This window comes from Mycobacterium sp. ABE4_509, from assembly GCF_056160785.1.
The window spans coordinates 1-20641 of record NZ_JBSWXU010000099.1 but is presented as its reverse complement, the minus strand read 5'-3'; the positions used below and the strand labels follow the sequence as shown (position 1 = coordinate 20641).

The 20641-nt window shown below is 69.4% G+C and carries 18 protein-coding genes, 1 tRNA gene and 4 pseudogenes; 9 read left to right on the top strand and 14 right to left on the bottom strand.

The features are described from left to right. The 5 genes and pseudogenes from ACXAID_RS19340 to ACXAID_RS19320 form a co-directional block, all read right to left on the bottom strand. On the bottom strand, positions 1-704 hold a 704-nt coding region (locus tag ACXAID_RS19340), incomplete at its 3' end, for an LLM class flavin-dependent oxidoreductase (RefSeq protein WP_475023824.1). Positions 705-924: 220 nt separating this feature from the next. After that, entirely contained in the window at positions 925-1350 is a 426-nt protein-coding gene (locus ACXAID_RS19335) for a hypothetical protein (protein WP_475023823.1), read from the bottom strand. A 66-nt stretch (positions 1351-1416) separates the two neighbouring features. Then, a complete protein-coding gene (locus ACXAID_RS19330; protein ID WP_475023822.1) occupies positions 1417-2016 on the bottom strand; it encodes a TetR/AcrR family transcriptional regulator in 600 nt (199 codons plus the stop codon). 104 nt (positions 2017-2120) lie between these two features. Then, positions 2121-2732, bottom strand: a pseudogene (locus tag ACXAID_RS19325) (DUF1460 domain-containing protein); the annotation flags it as partial. Between the two features lie 120 nt (positions 2733-2852). Next, positions 2853-3755: pseudogene (locus ACXAID_RS19320) on the bottom strand (lytic transglycosylase domain-containing protein); the annotation flags it as partial. A 112-nt stretch (positions 3756-3867) separates the two neighbouring features. Between ACXAID_RS19320 and ACXAID_RS19315 the strand changes: the two are divergent. The 6 genes from ACXAID_RS19315 to ACXAID_RS19290 all read left to right on the top strand — a co-directional run bounded on the left by ACXAID_RS19315 (position 3868) and on the right by ACXAID_RS19290 (position 11458). Further along, a complete protein-coding gene (locus ACXAID_RS19315) occupies positions 3868-4539 on the top strand; it encodes a PAS and ANTAR domain-containing protein (protein WP_475023821.1) in 672 nt (223 codons plus the stop codon). A 28-nt stretch (positions 4540-4567) separates the two neighbouring features. After that, positions 4568-4927, top strand: coding sequence for an STAS domain-containing protein (locus ACXAID_RS19310; protein WP_475023820.1), 360 nt, complete (start codon positions 4568-4570; stop codon positions 4925-4927). Beyond that, positions 4924-9069, top strand: coding sequence for a SpoIIE family protein phosphatase (locus tag ACXAID_RS19305; RefSeq protein WP_475023819.1), 4146 nt, complete (start codon positions 4924-4926; stop codon positions 9067-9069). Before ACXAID_RS19310 ends, ACXAID_RS19305 begins: the two co-directional genes overlap by 4 nt. Before the next feature lie 337 nt (positions 9070-9406). Further along, positions 9407-10360 (top strand): DUF808 domain-containing protein, encoded by a 954-nt coding sequence (locus ACXAID_RS19300; protein WP_475023818.1) that lies wholly within the window; start codon positions 9407-9409, stop codon positions 10358-10360. Between the two features lie 10 nt (positions 10361-10370). Further along, entirely contained in the window at positions 10371-10793 is a 423-nt protein-coding gene (locus ACXAID_RS19295) for a hypothetical protein (RefSeq protein WP_475023817.1), read from the top strand. Positions 10794-10852: 59 nt separating this feature from the next. Continuing rightward, positions 10853-11458, top strand: coding sequence for a GNAT family N-acetyltransferase (locus ACXAID_RS19290; RefSeq protein WP_475023816.1), 606 nt, complete (start codon positions 10853-10855; stop codon positions 11456-11458). A gap of 7 nt (positions 11459-11465) precedes the next feature. On the opposite strand, the gene mbtN is transcribed toward ACXAID_RS19290, so the two are convergent. Genes mbtN through crcB (ACXAID_RS19260) form a run of 6 tightly spaced genes read right to left on the bottom strand, consistent with a single transcriptional unit; the run spans position 11466 to position 16351 of the window. Further along, positions 11466-12650 carry a mycobactin biosynthesis acyl-ACP dehydrogenase MbtN gene (mbtN, locus tag ACXAID_RS19285; protein WP_475023815.1) on the bottom strand — a complete coding sequence of 395 codons (1185 nt, stop codon included), beginning with the start codon at positions 12648-12650 and terminating at the stop codon, positions 11466-11468. Then, on the bottom strand, positions 12647-14230 hold the full coding sequence (mbtM, locus tag ACXAID_RS19280) for a long-chain-fatty acid--ACP ligase MbtM (protein WP_475023814.1): 1584 nt from the start codon (positions 14228-14230) through the stop codon (positions 12647-12649). Before mbtM ends, mbtN begins: the two co-directional genes overlap by 4 nt. Then, positions 14227-14487 (bottom strand): acyl carrier protein, encoded by a 261-nt coding sequence (locus ACXAID_RS19275; RefSeq protein WP_475023813.1) that lies wholly within the window; start codon positions 14485-14487, stop codon positions 14227-14229. The genes mbtM and ACXAID_RS19275 overlap by 4 nt, the downstream gene beginning before the upstream one ends. 60 nt (positions 14488-14547) lie before the next feature. Next, on the bottom strand, positions 14548-15594 hold the full coding sequence (locus tag ACXAID_RS19270; RefSeq protein ID WP_475023812.1) for a DUF190 domain-containing protein: 1047 nt from the start codon (positions 15592-15594) through the stop codon (positions 14548-14550). Then, entirely contained in the window at positions 15591-15959 is a 369-nt protein-coding gene (gene crcB / locus ACXAID_RS19265; RefSeq protein ID WP_475023811.1) for a fluoride efflux transporter CrcB, read from the bottom strand. Before crcB (ACXAID_RS19265) ends, ACXAID_RS19270 begins: the two co-directional genes overlap by 4 nt. Then, positions 15956-16351, bottom strand: coding sequence for a fluoride efflux transporter CrcB (crcB, locus tag ACXAID_RS19260; protein WP_475023810.1), 396 nt, complete (start codon positions 16349-16351; stop codon positions 15956-15958). Before crcB (ACXAID_RS19260) ends, crcB (ACXAID_RS19265) begins: the two co-directional genes overlap by 4 nt. A 71-nt stretch (positions 16352-16422) precedes the next feature. Between crcB (ACXAID_RS19260) and pgm the strand changes: the two genes are divergently transcribed. The 3 genes from pgm to ACXAID_RS19245 all read left to right on the top strand — a co-directional run bounded on the left by pgm (position 16423) and on the right by ACXAID_RS19245 (position 19499). Then, complete coding sequence (gene pgm, locus ACXAID_RS19255; RefSeq protein ID WP_475023809.1) at positions 16423-18069, top strand: phosphoglucomutase (alpha-D-glucose-1,6-bisphosphate-dependent); 1647 nt, start codon at positions 16423-16425, stop codon at positions 18067-18069. Positions 18070-18099: 30 nt separating this feature from the next. Further along, positions 18100-19371 (top strand): MFS transporter, encoded by a 1272-nt coding sequence (locus ACXAID_RS19250; RefSeq protein WP_475023808.1) that lies wholly within the window; start codon positions 18100-18102, stop codon positions 19369-19371. 55 nt (positions 19372-19426) lie between these two features. Next, positions 19427-19499: transfer RNA gene (locus ACXAID_RS19245), tRNA-Ala, on the top strand. A 58-nt stretch (positions 19500-19557) separates the two neighbouring features. Here ACXAID_RS19245 and ACXAID_RS19240 read toward each other — a convergent pair. The 3 genes and pseudogenes from ACXAID_RS19240 to ACXAID_RS19230 all read right to left on the bottom strand — a co-directional run. Then, the gene (locus tag ACXAID_RS19240; RefSeq protein ID WP_475023807.1) at positions 19558-19887 is read right to left on the bottom strand and encodes a type II toxin-antitoxin system PemK/MazF family toxin; all 330 of its coding nucleotides are present in this window, start codon (positions 19885-19887) and stop codon (positions 19558-19560) included. Continuing rightward, positions 19884-20144: pseudogene (locus ACXAID_RS19235) on the bottom strand (type II toxin-antitoxin system antitoxin MazE5); the annotation flags it as partial. The gene ACXAID_RS19240 and the pseudogene ACXAID_RS19235, both read right to left, overlap by 4 nt. Positions 20145-20406: 262 nt before the next feature. After that, positions 20407-20641: pseudogene (locus ACXAID_RS19230) on the bottom strand (HNH endonuclease signature motif containing protein); the annotation flags it as partial.

Here is a 20641-nt window from a genome sequence, read left to right as displayed (position 1 = left end):
TGCATCGGGCCGACGAGCCGCCACTTCGACCGGTCGGCGACGTGGCCGTGCTCGGCGGCGACCTCCTGCCACGTCGCCCAGTGCTGAGCCAGCATGTCCATGCCCTGCTTGGCGGTGGCGGCGATCGAGAGCATGCCGACACCGTGCCGTCCGGCGCCGCGCGGCCCGGTCGGGGAGAACGAGGCGGCCACCGCGACGTCGAAACACGGTTCGCTGTAGGGCTTCAGCTGCAGGCGCGCGTCCTGCAAGGTGAAGCCGTCGGTGTGCATCGTGACGGTCTCGCCGCGCAGCAGTCGCATGATGGCGTCCAGGCACTGCTCCATGCGTGGTCGTTGCTCGTCGGCGGGGATGCCGAGCATGTGCGCATCCGAGGTGAGTTGGCCCGGTCCGCAGCCGAGCATCACCCGGCCGCGGGTCAGGTGGTCGAGCAGCACCATGCGGTCGGCCAGCATCAACGGGTGGTGATAGGGCAGCGAACTCACGCCGGTTCCGAGCTTGATGTGTTTGGTGCGTTCGGCGGCGACGCCGATGACGACCTCGGGGGAGGCGATGATCTCGAACCCGGCCGAGTGGTGTTCGCCGATCCACGCTTCGTGGAAACCGAGGCGGTCCATCGCCACGATCAGGTCCAGGTCGCGCTCGATGGCCAGGGTGGGGTTCTGTCCCACGGGGTGGAAGGGGGCGAGGAAGTTTCCGAAACGCATCCGTCGATTCTGGCCTGAAGCCGGCCCGAGCCGGTCGGGTTTACCCGGATCGCTGCGGTGCCGGGGTGGGGTGTGCCGCGACGGGTGGCCGGGGCGGAGCGTCCGGGGCGCCGGCCGGTCGTTGTGGTGTGAGGTCACCGTGGTGCACACGAAGTCGTCTGGTGGAGTGCACTTCTCGTGCGGACAGTTCGGGTTCGGGGGAGCGCGGGCGGTGTGGGTGCTAGGCGCCGCCGGCCTGCCGGGTGAGCGGATTGCGCTTGAGGACCGGGAGGGGAAACAGGTGTTCGGTCTCGGTGGCCTCGGCGCTGTCGAACAACCCGAGCGTGTAGACACCCGGTGACGGCACGCGCATCGGCAGGTGGTGGGCGAAAACCCGGAACTTCACCGGAACAGGCGGATTGTCCGGCCAGTTCCAGGAGAACTCCAGCGCGCCCACCCGCTCGCCGTCCGGGGTGGTGGCCACGATGTAGCGGCGGGGGTCGTATTCGCTGCCTCCGGCTGTGCAGACCGAAACCACGATGGGGACGGTGATCTGGGCGGGGAAGCTGTCGACGTAGCAACTGGTCATCGGAAAGCCCTCGGCGATGACGCCGCCGGACTCCTGCGCGACCGCTCTCAGTGACGGCGCGAAGGCAACTACACGCATGGATGCCCTTTCTGTTCCCAGGGGTTCTGCAACCGCCCGCACCGAGAGGGCGCGCTCGCGACGTCTCTAGCCGTTCCCTTCGATCCGGGTGGCCAGCAGTGCGGTCCACTCGGCGAGGTAGCGGTCGTCGGGCACCCGCGGTTCGCGCTGGGAGTACAGCGTGGTGGCCAGCCGTGCCCCGAGGATGCCGTTGATGCCGAGCGCGGCGAGCACCGTGCACTCCTCGTCGGACATCTTCGGTGCCCAGGCGGTGATCCAGTCGGACAACTCCGCGTTGAGGCTGTCCACCAGCGCGGCGTAGGCGGTGTCGAGGTGTGCCGAATGGCCTGCCGGGGTGCGCGCGGCGATCTGCAGGATCTCGATCTCTTCGTCGACCACGGTCAGCAGGTAGCGGCCCAGCACGGTCAGCTCGGCGCGGAGGTCGCCGAGCCCGGCGAACAGCGCCCGCACGTCGCGCATCGCCTGGCGGCGGTCGAGCTGCCGGTCGATTCCGGCGTTGAGAAGCGCTTCCTTGGACTTGAAGTGGTGGTAGAGGGCGCCCGACCCGGCGGCTAGCCCTGCAGCGGCTTCGATCTGCGAGACACTGGTGGCCTCATATCCTTTCGAGCTGAACAGCTGCATGGCCGCACTCATCAACCGTTCGCGGGTCGGTGTCGCCGCAGCCATTCGAGCACTCCCAAGCGTTCACTTAGCTTCTCGTCGGTCGTCACTGTACCCCGTGGCTCTGTGGTCGAAGCTCACCTTGCCGCCGGACCCGACCCGCCCCGCGCTCACCGGACGGGGCGCAGCACCACGATTCCCGGCACGGTGGACACGTAGTCGAGCAAGGGGCTGTCCACCACCTGCTGGTCGGAGTTCAACGACGACGCGTTGCGGACGACCGGTCCGGCGGGACCGTCGACGACGAGGCCGACGTGGGTGACGTCGAGCCCGCCGTCTTCGGCGTAGGCGCCGATGTAGTCACCGGTGCGCAGCCGGCTGAGCACCCCGTCGTCGACGTGGCGGCTCGGAATGTAGGTCACCGTCCGTTCCACCACCGGCAGACCTGGCAGGTAGAGCCCGCCGGAGTCCTTCTGGTTGAGGTTCTTGACGACCGGGACGGCCTGCGGGCTCACGGTGGCGGTGACGTCGGTGGCGACCGCGGGCGCTGCCTGCGACCAGTCGGTGAAGAAGTGTCTGCGGTTCGCGAAGTCGACTATCCCGTCCTTGTAGCGGACCTCGATCAACGCGTCGAGGAACTGGTCGCGGTTCTCGGCCCGTTTTAGCGCTTCGACGTAGTCGGCCAGGGTGAAGCAGTCGACCCTGGCCAGCTCGACGACCAGCTGCTCGGGTTCGGTCGCCGAGCCGATCAGGGTGTGGGCGCCGTACGGCGTGCCGAGGAACTGCCGGGACAGGATCTCGGAGCGCTGTTGCGGGTCCGCCCCGGCGGAGTCGCGGCTGACGGCCAGCAGGCGCTCCAGGATCGCTGCGCTCTGCGCCGACATCCGCACCTCCGCGGCGGCCGGGTGGTAGCGCGCCAGATACTCGGCGACGGGGACCGGCTCCGTCTGGGCGTAGCCGACGGGCAGCAGAATGTCCCCGGCTGTCGTCTTGTAGTAGACGTCCCACCGGTGATAGCCGGCGAATGCGGTGGGGTGGGCGGCGATCACCGCGGCGTAGTCGTGGACCGCGGCGACGTACTGGTTCGAATTGTTGTACCGGTACAGGGCGTGGTCGCGGTCGTGGGCGAAGCCGTTGGCCGCCAGGTACCGGCCGGCCGCCATGATGGAGTCACGCGTATCGAAGATGTCGCCGCCTGCCCCGTATGCGGCGAACGTCGAGGGCATGAACTGCATGGGCCCCTGCGCCCCGGCGGTGCTGACGCCGGCCACCCGCCCGAAAGCGGTCTCGATCAGGTTGATCGCCGCCAGATAGTTCCAGGGCACACCCGAGGCCGCCTCGGCTTCTCGGTAGTAGGCCATCAGTTCCTCGGCCGGCGGCGGCGCGACGATGCGCCAGGCCGGCAGCGTGTCCCTGGGCCGGCTCATGGCCGCCAGTTGCCGGCGCGCGTCGATGTTGCGGTCGAAGGTCTCCAGCAGCGGTGCCGGGATGCGCGGGCGGGTGACCGGGTCCCAGTCGGGATGACGTCCGAGCGTGCGGTAGGCCGCCTGCTGCCGGTGTGCGGCGGCGGCCAGCACGCTCTCCGGGGTGGCCGGGTCGCGCAGCGCGTTTTCGTCGGCGACCAGATCGTCGGCGATCTGGGCGGGGTCGGCGGCCAGCTCCCGGCTTGGGGCCGGTGGCGGTGGCGGTGCCGGGGCCCTCGCCGGGGTTTCGGGTGGGCTGGTCGCGGCGGGTGGCTGCGAAGACGAGCAGCCGATGGGCATCAGCATCAGCACCACGACGAGCAAGAAGGCCACGCGCCGCATCGCACGGATGCTACCGCGGTGGCGTGAACACCAGGGGTGGTTGCCGGCCAACCAAGGCCGGTGCGCCGCTCGATTCTGTTTGCGAGACGGCCAAGGGTGGAATAATGCGGCAATGCCGGATGCGCTTCGAGCCCACGCCGCCCAGGGCGGTGACGCCGTCTCCTCGACGGCCGAGGTGCACGCCGCCGGCTTCCGCTTCTGGTTCGTGGGGCAGCGCTGGGAGTGGTCCGACGAGCTGGCCAGGATGCACGGTTACGAGCCCGGTGCCGTCACCCCCAGTACAGAGCTGCTGCTCTCCCATCAGCACCCCGACGACCGCAGACACGTCCAGGAGCTGCTGGATCACGCGTTGCACCACGGCGGGTCGTTCTCCAGCCGGCACCGGTTCCTTGACACGGCCGGAGGTGAGCACAGCGTCATCGTGATCGCCGACCGTATCTACGACGATTCCGGGGCGGTGGTGGGCACCGAGGGGTTCTACGTCGACCTGACCGGGACGCTGGACCGGGCCCGCCGTGATGTGCTCGACGAATCCCTGCCGGAGCTGTTCGCCGCGCGCGCCGACATCGAACAGGCCAAGGGTGCGTTGATGCTGGCCTACCGTATCGACGCCGATCAGGCGTTCGCGCTGCTGCAGTGGCGCTCACAACACACGAACACCAAACTTCGGGCCCTGGCGGCCCAGTTGGTTGCCGAACTCGGGTCGGTGGACTACCGATCCGACGAGCTGCGCGGGCAGCTGGATCATCTCCTGTTGTCTGTGCATCAGCGAATCGGCAGGTGACGGGAAAGGCCATGACAATCGGAGGATCGTGGGTCTGCTCGACGTAACGCAGGACGTGGGCGAGAGCGCGGTGGTCGTCCGCACCAGGGGGGAAGTCGATTCGGGCACAGTCGAATCGCTGACCACTGTGCTCGACTCCGCGCTGGCCGCCGCGGGGGCGGCGCCGGAGAAGATGTTGGTGATCGACCTCGACGACGTCACCTACTTCGGCAGCGCGGGCCTCAACGCCGTGCTCGGCTGCTATGAGCAGGGCCGCGCCGGCGGGGTCAACGTGCGGGTCGTCGCCAGCAACGCCGAAGTGGTTCGGCCCATCGAGGTCACTAAGCTCGACAGCGTTCTGCGGCCCTACCCGAGTGTGGCCGATGCCCTGACGTCTGGCCCCGGGTGACCGCCGGGGACGGTGAAAGCACCTCGCTGCCCGCCTTCTTCGCGGTCGGCGGCGACGTGGGACGTGACCACGCGCAGGTGGACTGGGCGGCGACGCCGCTGGGCCCGGTCGAGGATTGGCCGCAGAGCCTGCAGACCGCGGTGAGCATCGTCTTGTCGTCGCGGTTCTCGATCTGGATGGCCTGGGGGCCCGAGCTGACGTTCTTCTGCAACGACGCGTATCGCCGGGACACCATGGGACGCAAGTACCCGTGGGCGCTGGGCAAGCCGTTCCGGGAGGTGTGGCCGGAGGTCTGGGAGGAGGTCGCCCACCGCATCGGCCACGTGATGTCGACCGGGGAGGCCACCTGGGACGTTTCGCTGCTGCTGTTCCTGGAGCGTTCGGGATATCCGGAGGAGACCTACCACACCTTCTCCTACAGCCCGCTGCGAGACGACGACGGCGCTGTCGTGGGGCTGCTGTGCGTCGTCAGTGAAGACACCACACAGGTGATCGGCGAACGGCGGATGGAAACCCTGCGGGATCTGAGCTCCGATCCCAGCGTGGTGCGCACCGAGGCGGAGATCGTGGCCTATGCCGACGGTCAGCTGGCCCGCAACGCCCGTGACCTGCCCTTCACGCTGACCTATCTGTTCGCCGGAGACGGCGTGGCGCGGTTGGCCGGTTCGAGCGGGTTCGCCGGGCCGCATCCGGTCGCCGGGGAGACGCTGACCGACGACGGCGGGCTCTGGCCACTCACGCAGCCCCGCCGTGGCGAATCGATCCTCGTCGAACTCGACAGCGGCACGTATCCCGATCTGCCCAAAGGGTATTGGCGGGAATGTCCGACCCATGCGCTGGTCGTGCCGCTGCTGCAGCAGGGTGAGCCGCCCGCCGGCTTCCTGGTGGCCGGGCTGAACCGCTACCGGCCGCTGGACGAGGTGTACCGCGGGTTCCTGTCGCTGCTGGCGGCGCGCATCGCCGCCGACATCGGGCTGGCCCGCAGCTACCGCAGCCAGCAGTTGCGGGCCGAGGAGCTGGCCGAACTGGACCGGGCCAAGACCGCGTTCTTCTCCAACATCAGCCACGAGTTCCGCACCCCGCTGACCCTGATCCTGGACCCGGTTTCCGAGCTGAGGAAAGACGACACCCTCGACCCCGCGGCCCGTCGTGACTTGGACATCATCTGGCGCAACGGATTACGGCTGACGAAACTGGTCAACGCGCTGCTCGACTTCGCCCGCATCGAAGCCGGCCGGGCCCAGGCCAGGTACCACCCCGTCGACCTCGGGGACCTCACCGCCGAGCTGGCCAGCGTCTTCCGCTCTGCTGTCGAGCGTGCCGGTCTGTCCCTGGTCGTCGACGCGCAGCCGCTGGACGGGCCGGTCTATGTCGACCGGGATATGTGGGAGAAGGTGATCTTCAACCTGTTGTCGAATGCGTTGAAGTTCACCTTCAGCGGCACGATCTCGGTGCGGGTGGGCAGCGCCGGCGACGGGGTGGAGGTCGTCGTCGCCGACACCGGCGTCGGGGTGCCCGCCGCGGAGATGCCCCGGCTGTTCGAACGGTTCCACCGGGTCGCCAACGTCGCGTCGCGCTCGCACGAGGGCAGCGGCATCGGGCTGGCGCTGGTGAAGGAACTGGTGGGTCTGCACGGGGGCACCATCGTGGCCGACAGCGCCGAAGGGGTGGGCACGACGTTCACGATCCGGCTGCCGGTCGGCGCCGGGCACCTTCCGCCGGATGCGATCGAACCGACACCCGTGCCGCGGCGGGCGGCCGGCGGTGCCGACGCCTATGTCCAGGAGGCACTTCGGTGGGCGCCGGGCGAACCCCAGCCTGAGACAGCGCTGCTGGCGACGGTTTCGGCGAACGACTCGGCTTCGGCGGCGATGCGGGTGGTGATCGCCGAGGACAACACCGACATGCGGGACTACCTGACGCGGCTGTTGCGCTCCGACGGCTACGCGGTCGAGGCCGTCACCAACGGTCGCGAGGCACTCGAAGCGGTCCGGGTCAACCCACCGGATCTGCTGATCAGTGACGTGATGATGCCCGAAATGGACGGTCTGGCGCTGCTGTCGGCGTTGCGTGGCGACCGGCGCACCGCCACGCTGCCGGTGCTGTTGTTGTCGGCGCGGGCCGGACCGGACGAATCGGTCACCGGGCTGCGCGCCGGCGCCGACGACTACCTGGTCAAACCGTTCGCCGCGGCGGAGCTGTTGGCCAGGGTGCGCACCAACATCGAGCTGGCACGCGTGCGCGACCACCATGCCCGGTGGCGGACCGCGCTGGTCGACTCGCTGCAGGAGGCGTTGTTCGTCTGCGACGAACACGGTGCCGTCATCGAGATCAACGCCACCTTCACCGACATGCTCGGATACGACGAGGCCGGGCTGCCCTACGGGCCGCAGTACCCCTGGTGGCCTTCGGTCGACAGCGATCGTGAGGCGCATGAGCAAGTGCGACAGGCGCTCTCGGCGATGACCGGGCAGCCGCACGGCTCGTTGACCGCGGTCCCGGTGACCCACCGCGACGGACACCGGCTCTGGGTCACTGCGGCGTTCACCCACGCCGAGGATCCTGACACCGGTCGCAGAGTCATCGTCGGCACGTTGCGCGACGTGACCGCCGAGCACTTCGTCGTGGTGCGCGAGACCGCGCTGGCCGCGCTGAACGAGAAGCTGTCCCAGGCCGATACGCTCGGTGACGCCGTGCTGGCCGCCGCCGAGCGGCTCCGCGCGGTGTTCACGGCCCGCCGGGTGGTGGCCGCGACGTGGCCCACCGCGGACACCGCAGACAGTCCGGCACCGTCGCTGGTGTGCGTCGGGGAGACCGCCGGCTGGGACGATCTGGCAGCGCGGAGCCGGGCCGAGATCACCGCCCTGCGCGACCGCGACCTGCTCGATCCCGACACCCCGAGACCAGGGGTGGCCGGTATCGCACTGCAGCATCCCCGCGGCGTGCTGGTCATCCACCTCGAGTCGTTCGAACAGCGGCGGTTCACCGCCGAGGAGCACACACTGCTCACGGTGCTGGCCGGCCGCCTCGGCCAGGGGCTGCAGCGGGTCCACCAGATCGACCAGCAACGCGAGACCGCGCTGGCCCTGCAGCACGCGATCCTCGGTCCGGCGGCCTCCGGCGGGTTCGCAGTCCGCTACCAGCCCGCGACCCGGCCGCTGCAGGTCGGCGGCGACTGGTACGACGTCGTCGATCTCGACGACGGCCGGATCGGGCTGATCGTGGGTGATGTCGTCGGGCACGGGCTGGAAGCGGCCACCGTGATGGGACAGCTGCGCAGCGCCTGCCGCGCGCTGCTGCTCGAGTCGCCCAGTCCGGCCGCGGTGCTCTCGGCGCTCGACCGGTTCGCGGTGCGGCTGCCGGGGGCGCGCTGCACGACGGCGTTCTGTGCGGTGCTCGACCCCGGAGCGGGGGAGATCGTCTACTCCTGCGCCGGCCATCCGCCGCCGATCCTGGTGTACGCCGACCGCAGCGTCGGGCTGCTCGAGGGGGCCCGCGCCACCCCGCTGGGGGTGGCCCACGACGGTGGGCGGCCGGAGCTGCGCGAGGTCCTGCCGCCCGGGGCGACGCTGCTGCTCTACACCGACGGGCTGGTCGAACGTCGCCGGGAGTCCATCGACGCCGGCATCACCCGGACCGCCGATCTGGTGCTCGCTCATCGCGGTGCCCCGCTCGACGAACTGGCCGACCTGGTGATGACCACCCTTGCGCCCGAGGAGGGCTACCGCGACGACGTCGCCGTGCTGCTGTACCGCCAGCCCGCGCCGTTCGAGCTGGTGCTGGCCGCCGACGTCGCGGAGCTCGCCGAGAGCCGGCGGGTGTTGCGGCACTGGTTGGACGTCTCCGGGGCGGGCGTCGACGCCGCCCTCGACGTGCTGATCGCGGTGGGCGAGGCGCTGGCCAACGCCATCGAGCACGGTCACCGGGACGACCCGGACGGGGTCGTCCGGCTGCAGGCGGTGGTGGTGGCCGACCAGGTCTACGTGACGATCGCCGACACCGGTTCGTGGAAGACGCCGCCCCCGGTCCCGTCCCGGCACCGGGGGCGGGGCCTGGAGCTGATGCGAGCGCTGATGCAGGACGTCACGATCGAATCGCTGCCCGCGGGCACCACGGTGCACATGCACAAGAGCATCGCCTGAGACAGCCGACGAGCTACCTCGCCGGCGCCGCCGCCACCTACGAGGACATGCGCGACAGTTCCTGCCGTATGATCTGCTTGTCAACGGAATCTCCGCGGCGACAATCATTTTCAGAATCATGCTGATCATCGCCAGCAGGGTGGCCACCGCGGAGGTGATGGTGGGGACGGTGGTGATGTCGGCAGCGCTGGTGGCCGCAGTGGGTGCCCGATCAGGCGTCGTGACGGCGGTTGGCTGCCATCGGTCTGGGGCCGGGGCTGCGGCTCCGACCGCCCCGAGCTGACGCCAGCCGGGTACCTTAGACAGCCATGACCGCTGTTGCGATGACGGTGGCGCGATGAGCGCGGGTTTGTTCGCACTTCTCGACGATGTCGCGGCGCTGGCACGGTTGGCCGCCGCCTCGGTCGATGACATCGGCGCGGCCGCCGGTCGGGCGACCGCCAAGGCCGCCGGTGTGGTCATCGACGACACGGCGGTGACCCCGCAGTACGTCCACGGCATCGCCGCCGAGCGCGAGTTGCCGATCATCAAGAAGATCGCCATCGGCTCGCTGCGCAACAAGATCGTGTTCATCCTGCCCGCGATCATGCTGCTCAGCCAGTTCGCTCCGTGGCTGCTGACCCCGATCCTGATGCTCGGCGCCACCTATCTGTGCTACGAGGGCGCCGAGAAGGTGTGGGCGAAGATCACTGGCCACAGCGGGCATGCGGTGCCCGCCGCCGCGGTCGGGCCGGATGCGGAACGGTTCATGGTCACCGGCGCGGTGCGGACCGACTTCATCCTGTCGGCCGAAATCATGGTCATCGCGCTGAACGAGGTTGCCGAACAGTCGTTCTTCCCGCGCCTGATCATCCTGTTGATCGTGGCGGTAGTGATCACCGCGGTGGTCTACGGCGTGGTCGCGGGCATCGTCAAGATGGACGATGTCGGTCTGCGCCTTGCCCAACGATCCTCGGCGTTCGCCAAGAAGCTCGGCCGCGGCCTCGTCGCGGGGATGCCCAGGCTGCTGTCCTCGCTGGCGGTCGTGGGCACGGTGGCGATGTTGTGGGTCGGCGGTCACATCCTGTTGGTGGGAACCGATGAGCTCGGCTGGCACGGCCCCTACGCCCTGGTTCACCACGGCGAGGAGTTGGTTCACCACGTCGCCGGTGTCGGCGGCGTGTTGGCCTGGCTGGTCAACACCGCGGCCTCCGCGGTGATCGGCCTGCTGGTCGGTGCTGTGGTGGTCGCGATCGTGCATCTGCTGCCCTTCGGCAAGAAGGATCCGGTCCAGCCGGCCGCCCGGCACTAGCGTGCAGGCCATGACCGCTGCCGCCGCCGTCGGAACCGCTGCGACGTTCGTGTGGCTGGGGATGGTGCTGGCGATCTCTTTTCTCGAGGCGCCGTTGAAGTTCCGCGCACCGGGGGTGACGCTGCAGATCGGGCTGGGCATCGGACGGCTGGTGTTCCGCGCTCTCAACGGCTGCGAGGTGGTGCTGGCCGCGGCGGTCCTGATCGGGGTGTTGGCCGGCGGTGTCGCACCGCTGGCCGTCGGGTCCGCCGTCGTCGCGTCGACGATGCTGGTGGGGCAGCTGGTGGCGGTCCGGCCGGCGCTGACGCGCCGTTCGGATCAGGTGTTGGCCGGGGCCGAGGGACCGCGCTCGCGGGCACATCTCGGCTACGTCGGCCTCGAGGTCGTCAAGGTGATCGCGCTGGTGGTCACGGGAGTCGCGCTGCTGATGTGACCGGCGGGCAAGGTAGGTAAACCTACCCTCATCTGGCTCCGGTAGGCTCTGCGAACACGATGACTGATGTGCTGCCGATCCTGGCTCGTGAACTCACCGATCTCAGTGACGAGGTCCGCGCCGTACCGGCTCCGCCCACTCCGCAGCTGAGCGATCCCTTCTCGGTGACGCCGGTCGACCCGCAGCGCGACGCGGACATGATCGCGGAGTGGATGAACCGGCCGCACCTGGCGCAGACCTGGGAGTACGACCGGCCGGTGAGCTGGTGGCGGGGCTATCTGCAGGCGCAACTCGCCGGCGAGTACTCCCGGCCCTTCATCGGGAGACTGAACGGGGAGCCGCACGGCTACATCGAGGTCTATCGCGCCGCCAAGGACTCCATCGCGCCTCGCTACGACGCCGACCCCTACGACCTCGGGCTGCACGCCGCGATCGCCGACCTCGGCATCGTCAACCGCGGGATCGGGCCGCTGCTGCTGCCGCGCCTGGCCGCCCACCTGTTCGAGGTCGAGCCCCGGTGCCGGCGGATCATGTTCGACCCGGACCACCGCAACACCGGCGCGCGGCGGCTGTGCGAGTACGCCCGCTGCGAGTTCCTTGGCGAGCATCAAATGGCCAACCGCCGGATGGCACTTTATGCGCTGAACCGGCCGGTCGACGGTTGAACCCGGGTCAGTCGGTCGGCGGGCCGATCAACGCGTCGTACCCGTCGTAGTCGGGTTTCATCGCGGCGGCGACCAGTTCCCAGAGCACCTCGTCGGTGCCGCCGCCCACCCGGGCCAGCTTCATGTCGCGCCACCAGCGTCCCAGCGGGGTCTCGTCGACCAGATAGCCGGCGCCGCCGAAGATGTGCATGCATTCGGAGAGCACTTCCTCGCCGAGCCTGGCCGCGGTGACCTTCACCGCCGCGGCGGCCCGCAGGTCCAGCCGGCCCTGGGCGGCGATGCCGTGCAACCCGTGGCGCAGCAGATCCACCCGCGCCTGCAGATCGGCCATCCGCATCCGCAGCGCCTGGTGTTCGAACAGGGTCGACCCGAACTGGCGGCGCTGCATCATGCGTGCGTGGGTCACGCCCAGCACCCGTTGACACGATGACGCGACCTGCCCGGCGATCGACATGCGCTCGTGGGCAAGGCCCCACGAGATCGCCGCCAGTCCGGTGCCGGCGCGCGCGACCATGTGGTCGGCGGGCACCCAGGTGTCGATATGCACGGCCGCGGTGTCGAGCGGGCCGGCGCCGACTTTTCGGTACGGCGTCTGCACCGAGACCTGCGTGGTCGGGACGGCGATGACCAGCACGTTGCCGTGCCGGTTGGTCGGGTCCCGGTCGGCGCCGCGGGCGACCACGATGACGTGATCGGCGATTGGGGAGAGCGACACGAACTTCTTCACGCCCTGGATGGCGAAACCGTCACCTGCAGAGCGGACTACGGTCTCGACGATCTGCAGATCGGAGCCGCCCGACTCCTCGGAGGCGCCGATGCAGAGCACGGCCTCGCCGGCGATGGCCTGTTCGCAGACGGCTTTGAGGTGGTCGGACTTGCCGAACCGCCGCAGGATCGCGATCGCCGAATCGTGCAGGCTGACCCCGACACCGATGCCGGCGGAACCGAGCCGGCCCAGGCTGAAAGCCAGCTCGATCAGCTTGGCGACATCCGGTTGCTGCCCGCCCCCGGCGGGGCCCCACTTGTCGCGGAAGACGCCGCGGGCCCCCAGATGCTCGATGATTCTGCGGGGGAATCTCTCGCAGGATTCGGCATCGTCGGTCCAGTCGGTCATCGTCTCGTCGAACACCCGGCTGAGCAGTTCCCGGTATGTCTCGACTTCGGTGTCCGGTGATCCCAGTGATGTGGTCATGCGTGCGCGACCTCCAGGTTTTGTTTGACCTCCAGCCGGCGCAACTTGCCCGACGAGGTTCGCGGCAGGGATCCGGGGGCGAGGAACACGACGTCGGCGGGTACCACGCCGCACTGCGAGGCGATCCGTTGCACCACTTCGTTGCGGGCGCCGGCCTCGTCAGGACCGCGGAACTCGGCGGCAACGACCAGACCCTGCCGGGCCGAGTCGCCGTCGGTGCCGACCGCCACGACGGCGCCGTCGCGCACCCCGCGCACCTGGGCGGCGACGCGTTCGACCTCGCTGGGGAAGATGTTGCGTCCGGCGACGGTGATGAGTTCCTTGACCCGGCCGCATACGACGAGCCCGGCGTCGGTGAGGTAACCCAGATCGCCGGTGCGGAACCATTCGTCGTCGCTGAGCGGCTGCTGGCCGAGGTAGCCCGCCATCATCGAGGTGCCGCGGATCTCGATCTCGCCGATCTCGCGGTGTCCCGAGGTGCTTTCCGCGATCTGTCCGCTCGGCGTGATGCGCAGCTCCATTCCCGGAACGGGATTGCCCAGTACGGCGTGCCTGTTCACCGAATCGCTTGCCGGGTCGACGATCTCATCGACCAGCAGGCCCTCGCCGGGGCTGGGCGCGGTCACCGCGCAGGTCGCCTCGGCCATGCCGTAGGACGGTGCGGCGGCATGCGGGTCGAGCCCGAAGCGGGACAGTTCGGTGAGGAAGACCTGCAGGCCTTCGCAGTCGATCGGCTCGCCGCCGTTGATGGCGAACCGCAGTCGGCCCAGGTCGACATCGGGTACCCGGCGGGCGTACCGGCCGATCACCGAATACGCGAAATTCGGGGCGGCGGTGAGGCTCGCCGAGCTCTCCGAAAGCCAGGACAGCCACCGGAACGGGGAGGCGGCGAACGCCGAGGTCGGCGCCAGCCACATCTCGGCGCCGGAGACGAAGCCGGTGAGCAGGAAGGTCAGCCCCATGTCGTGATAGAGGGGTAGCCAGGTCATCCCGATGTCGACGGCGGGATCGGTGCGGGTGTGTGCCAGCAGCGCCGAAACGTTGTTCGCGACCGCTTCGGGGGAGAGCATCGCCGTGCGCGGGGTGCCGGTGGAGCCGGCGGTGCCCTGCAGCACGGCCGGGGTCGGGTCCGGTGCGGCTTGCGGGGTGAGTGTCGTGGAGCGCCGCGGGTGGCCGGCCTCGGCGAGCTCGTGGGTGATCAACCCGGGCCCGTTGGCGCGCAACAGTTCCAGCTGTGTTCCCGACGAGAGCACCTGGCTGACGCCGATGCCCGCGAAGCGTTCGGCGGTGGCCCGGGCCCATTGCCGCTCGTCGGCGCCGCGGATGGGGCCGGGCAGTATCGACAGTGAGCGGCCGGCGAGCTGGATTCCCTGGATCGCCGCGACGACCTCCACGGTCGGGTCGCCGACCACACCGACCGCTCCGGGTGGTCCGTTGAGGAGGCGCTCGGCGATGTTCTCGGCGCGCGCGTGCACCTCCGGCCACGGGTGGCGGGTCCATCCGTCGACCGGATCGAGGATCACCAGGTCGTGTTCCGACTCCGTCATCGCCTGCGACGATGCGGCCGCAAGCGCACTCACCGGCCGGCCGGGGCCTTCGCCGCGATCGCCGACTCGAGTTCGCCGACGGTGTTGCAGGTCAGCAGATCCTCGGCGGTCAGCGCCACGCCGATCTTGTCCTCGATGGCCACCACGCCGATCGCGAACGCGACCGAGTCCAGGCCGACGTCCTCGACGAGGCGGGAATCGCGGGTCACGCGGCTCAGGTCGACCTGCAGGTCGTCGCGCAGGATCTCCTGCAGCGCGGCGCTGACGTCAGGTGGCGTTGGCGTCTCCATGCGGCAGCAGGTTACACCCCAAACTAAAGTAAGGCTACGCTTACCAGGTACCCGGGTCGGCTATTCCAACCGAAGGTCACCGATGTTGCGGCCGTTGTTCAGCGCGAGCATCGCCGGGATGACTTCGCAGGTGACCAGGCCGTCGTCGGCGGTGAGTTCGTCGACGATCGGGAAACTCGCCGCGATGTTCTCCGGGGTGTCGATGATCACGGTGCTCACCGGTACATGGCGAGCCAGCTGGAGGAACCGGTCGCCGTGGGGGCGTTGCGCTCCGTGGAAACCCCACAGCGCCCGCAGCACCGTCGCGCCATGGGCGTGCTCGGAGTCCATCAGCCTGCGGATCAGCGCCCGGTGGATCGGCAGGCCGTCGTGGCGGCTGTCCTCGTCGGTGCGCACGGTCAGCTTCAGGTAGGCGCCGGACATGGCACACGGGTCGGCCAGGGTCTGGCCGTCGTTCTTGCACACCACGATGCGCTCGACGGTGAACAGCGGGTCGGCGAGCAGCCCGTGCAGTTCGCCGATCGCCGCGGTGGCCTGATCGGCCTGGCCGAGGCCGACCACCATCAGCGGCACATCGGCGTTGCCGCTGAGGAACCGGGCTCTGCGGCGCTGGCCCGACACCGTCCCGTCGACACCGAGAAAGGTTTCGGCGGAGAAGAATCCGAGGCGGTGCAGCACCTCGCAGACGGCGACGTAGGCGGGTGCGCCGGCGACGCGCTGCCGGCGGCCCAGGTACAGCGACAGCCGCACCGAGTCGCCGACGTGTTCGGCGCCGAGAGTGGGCACCAGGCGGCCCCGTTCCAGGGTGATCACGCCGCGCCCGGTCATCCCCGCCACCTCGCCGGCCAGCGGCAGGATCCGGCCCGGGGTGTCGACCGCGGTGATGGTCACCGGCGGATCCTCCGAGAGCGTCAGCGACTGGGTGCTGCGTTCGACGTGCGCGGGTCCGAAGCTGGCGATGCCGCGCAACATGACGCTGGTGGCCACGGCGCGCTCGTCGTAGAGGTCCAGCAGTTCCTCGGCCAGAAAACGGCCGTTGCGGCGCTCCCGCTCGGCGAAATAGACACTCAGCGTGAGGATTTCGCCCTGCTCCTGACGTGCGCTCATAGCAGCCCCGCGATCGTCTGGCCCAGCAGCGCTGCGGCGATGCCCAGCACCAGGCTGACCACGATGTTGGCCACCGCCGCGGCGACCTGACGTTCCTCGGCGAGGCGATGGGTCTCCAGCATCCAGGTGGAGAACGTGGTGTACGCGCCGACGAACGACGTCCCGGCCAGCAACGCGACATGCGGGTTCAGCGCGAGGCTCGTCACGAAGCCCAGCAGCAGCGCACCGCTGATGTTGACCGCCAGGGTGCCGAACGGGAAGGCCCGTCTGGCCCGCTGCGACACCGCCTTGTCCACCGTGAACCGCAGCAGCGAGCCCAGGCCGCCGCACACCAGCACACCGATCCAGGTCAGCGCCTCGGTCATCGGCGCACCCGGACCCGGCGCACCCACGCCGACGCGAGGTAGACCGCAAGCATGCCGAGCACCACGCTGGCCGCCAGATATCCGGCGGCCAGACCGTGGTGGCCGTGCTCGACCATCCCGAGGGTCTCCACCTGCATGGTGGAGAACGTGGTCAGGCCACCGCACAGCCCGGTGCCCAGGAACGGGCGCCGGTAACTCGACAGCGGCAGCCGCTCGAGCAGGCGGGTGACGAAGAATCCGAGCAGGAACGCGCCGACGATGTTGGCGGTGAACGTCGGCCACGGCCAGCTGCCGGGGTCCGGCGCGGCCAGCTTCTCCAGACCGACCCGCGCCAACGTACCCAGCGCGCCGCCCGCGAACACCGCGGCCAGTTCTCGCCGGTCAACAGCCATCAACGAAGAGTATGCACAGACGATGGGCTCCCGTGTTCTCCGAGCGTGCCCGACGTAGCAGAATCGACACCATGGCGGCGAACCCACGAGCCGGTCAACCGGCCCAACCCGACGATCTCATCGATGTGGCCCAGGTGGTGACGGCCTACTACACCGTCATCCCGGACCCCGACGATGTCGACCAGCAGGTGGCCTTCGGCACCTCCGGGCATCGCGGGTCCAGTCTGGACGCGGCCTTCAACGAGGCCCACATCCTGGCCACCACCCAGGCGATCGTCGAGTACCGCGCCGCCCAGGGCATCACCGGCCCGCTGTTCATCGGCCGGGACACCCACGCGCTGTCCGAACCGGCGTGGGCCTCGGCACTGGAGGTGCTGGCCGCCAACGACGTTGTCGCGATGATCGATTCGGCGGACCGCTACACCCCGACCCCGGCGGTCAGCCACGCCATCCTGACCTTCAACCGGGGCCGCGACGCCGGCCTGGCCGACGGGATCGTGGTCACCCCCTCGCACAACCCGCCGCGCGACGGCGGCTTCAAATACAACCCGCCCAACGGCGGCCCGGCCGACACCGACGCCACCGGCGCCATCGCCAAGCGGGCCAACGAGATCCTCGCGGGCGGCCTCAAGGCGGTCAAACGGGTGCCGCTGGCCCGGGCGCTGGGCACCACTCAACGCCACGACTACCTCGACCTGTACGTCGCGGACCTGCCCAACGTCGTCGACATCCACGCCATCCGCGCCGAGGGCATCCGCATCGGGGCCGATCCACTCGGCGGCGCCAGCGTCGACTACTGGGCCGCGATCGCCGAGCGGTACGACCTGGAGCTGACGGTGGTCAATCCGCTGGTCGACGCGACGTGGCGGTTCATGACGCTGGATACCGACGGCAAGATCCGGATGGACTGCAGCTCGCCGAACGCGATGGCTGCGCTGGTCCACAAGGTGATCGGCGATGCCGGCAGCTACCAGATCGCCACCGGCAACGACGCCGACTCCGACCGGCACGGCATCGTCACCCCCGACGGCGGTCTGATGAACCCGAACCACTATCTGGCCGTGGCCATCGACTACCTGTTCGCGCACCGTGAGCAGTGGGCCGCCGATACGGCGGTCGGCAAGACCGCGGTCAGCTCGTCGATCATCGACCGGGTGGTGACCGGGCTGGACCGCAAGCTGGTCGAGGTTCCGGTCGGGTTCAAGTGGTTCGTCGACGGGCTGATCGGCGGCACCATCGGCTTCGGCGGCGAGGAGAGCGCCGGGGCGTCGTTCCTGCGCACCGACGGCACCGTGTGGACCACCGACAAGGACGGCATCATCCTGGCGCTGCTGGCCTCGGAGATCCTGGCGGTCACCGGCTCGACCCCGTCGCAGCGCTACGCCGAACTGGCCGACCGGTACGGCTCGCCCACCTACGCCCGCATCGATGCCCCGGCCGACCGGGAGCAGAAGGCCCGGCTGGCCAAGCTCTCACCCGAGCAGGTCACCGCGACCGAGCTGGCCGGCGAACCGATCACCGCCAAACTGACCAGCGCGCCGGGCAACGGCGCCCCGCTGGGCGGGCTGAAGGTGACCACCGAGAACGCCTGGTTCGCCGCGCGCCCGTCGGGCACCGAGGACGTCTACAAGATCTACGCCGAGTCGTTCAAGGGGCCCGAACATCTCGCGCAGGTGCAGGACGCGGCGCGCGACGTGGTGAGCAAGGTGATCTCGTGAGGCTGGTCAGCCGTTGAGCCTGGGCGACACGTGACGGGGCCCGTCGAGGGCGACTGTCCGGCCCCGGCGCCGACTTCCGAGCGGCTGCCCCGCGAGGTATGGGTGCTGGTGGTCGCCAACGTGGTGGTGGCGCTGGGCTACGGCGTCGTGGCGCCGGTGCTGCCGCAGTACGCGCGGCACTTCGGGGTCAGCATCAGCGCGGCGACGTTCGTGATCACCGCGTTCGCGGTGATGCGGCTGGCGGGCGCACCCCCGGCCGGGTTGCTCGTGCAGCGGCTGGGGGAGCGGCGGATCTACCTCAGCGGACTGCTGATCGTGGCCCTGTCGACCGGGGCGTGCGCGTTCGCCCAGACCTACTGGCAGCTGCTGCTGTTCCGCTCGCTGGGCGGGCTTGGCTCGGCGATGTTCACCGTGTCCTCACTGGGCCTGATGATCCGGATCTCCCCGCCGGGCGCCCGCGGCCGGGTCGCCGGGCTGTTCTCGTCCGGGTTCATGATCGGTTCGGTCGCCGGCCCGATTCTGGGCACCCTGACGATCGGGCTGGGGTTGTCGGCGCCGTTCCTCATCTACGGCACCGCGCTGCTGGTGGCCGCGGCGGTGGTGTTCGTCAGTCTGCGCAACTCCGCCGTGGTGGCGGCCGATGATCGGTCCGGCGAGACGGTGTCGGTGCGCACCGTGCTGCGGCACGGGGCCTACCGGGCGGCGCTGTTCTCCAATTTCGCCACCGGGTGGGCGTCGTTCGGGCTGCGGATGGCGCTGGTGCCGCTGTTCGTCGTCGAGGTCCTGGGGCGCAGTCCCGGGGTGGCCGGACTGGCGCTGACCGCGTTCGCGCTGGGAAACATCTCGGTCGTCATCCCGAGCGGGTATCTGTCGGACCGGATCGGCCGGCGCAAACTGCTGATCGCCGGGTTGACGCTCGCCGCGGTGTCGACAGCGTGGGTGGGCTACACCACGTCGCTGCCGGTGTTCCTGGCCGCGGCCTACGTCGCCGGGGCGGCCACCGGGGTGTTCGTGGCGCCGCAGCAGGCCGCGGTGGCCGACGTGGTGGGCAACAAGTCGCGCGGCGGGACCGCGGTGGCGACGTTCCAGATGATGGTGGACGTCGGCTCGATCGGCGGGTCGCTGCTGGTCGGCCTGATCGCCCAGTACACGTCGTTCGGCTGGGCGTTCCTGATCAGCGGTGCCATCCTGGCCGCCGCCGCGGTGGGCTGGATCTTTGCCCCGGAAACCCGGCCGGTGTCGTCCACACAGCCCACCCAGGGACGCCCGCTGGGTCCCGAAGGTTGCGGCGAGGTGCCGTGACCAGCGATTTTGAAGGTCAACCCTTGTTGGTGTAGCTTCGGTGAGCACAACTTCAGGGGCTATGGCGCAGTTGGTAGCGCACCACACTGGCAGTGTGGGGGTCAGGGGTTCGAATCCCCTTAGCTCCACTTTTCAGACACCTGAGGTTTCAGGATCGAACCCCGATCGCGTCTTTGATCGGGTGCGTCATCGGCAGCAGTCGACGGCGACCTCGAGGGCCGAGCAGATTGCGTGCATCCGGGTGTCGGCGAGGCGGCCAAGCCGATCGATCAACATCCCGACCGAGATGCTCTCGACCGAATCGAGATTCACCGCGCAACGGCGTGGGATGGGGTCGGAACCCGGTTCGAGAATCACCTCGCTGGCCAGCCCTCGGACCGTTGTCGTGCACGGCGCGACGAGCGCACGTCGAAGCCGAGGGATCGCCGCATCGCGCGACAGCACGACAACTGGACGTCGGCCGACCTCGGCCATCTCGCACCACCACACTTCTCCGCGCAGGGGGAGTGCCCTCACGAGTCACCAGCTGCCTGCCGCCACGAAGCTAGGTCGCCCCACTCGTCGGGCTCATCAATCGGGTGCGTGTCGTAGGCCGCATAGCTCGCATCCACCTCTGCCGATCGATGGCGAGCAAGTAACGCCCCGAGAGCCTCATCGATGAGAGCCGCGTCAGTGATTCCCGTTCGCACGTCGCGTGCACTGCTCAGAAGTGCGGCGTCGACAGTGGTGCTCAACCGTATGCGATTCATGCCACTATCATGCCACGTGCCGGGCAAACGGCTTGTATCTATTTCCTCCCGCGAGCTACCGAGTCAATTCATCGCCCTGACGTGGACAGTCGATGACCCGGGTTCGACATTTGTCTCCTTGGGCCCACCGTTGTGATGAGTCGCGTCATGGGCTACACCTGAGTCGCGTCATCGGTGACAGATTGCCCCGGCCCTCGCCCGGGGTTTTTCTGTCGGTCGGCCAAGCCGAGTCGCGGCCCGCTGCAATCTTCAGCGTCCGCCCTGTCGTGTCTGCGCCCCGCGGCATTCACGCCGCTTGATCCCCGGGTGGTGCGGGTCCGCCGGGTTGGCCGGGGTGGTCGGCGGGTTGGGAGTCCAGCGGTTGATCGGTGGGTCGGTCGTCGGGCTCGGTGTCGTCACCGGTGTCGTCAGGGTCGGCTGGCCCGGCCTCGTCCTGCTCCGGTGCCGGCGCGTCGGGCGGGCGCAGCAGCCGTTCGGGGCGGTGGTGGTAGTTGATGCGGTGTTGGCCGGTATCCAGCCGT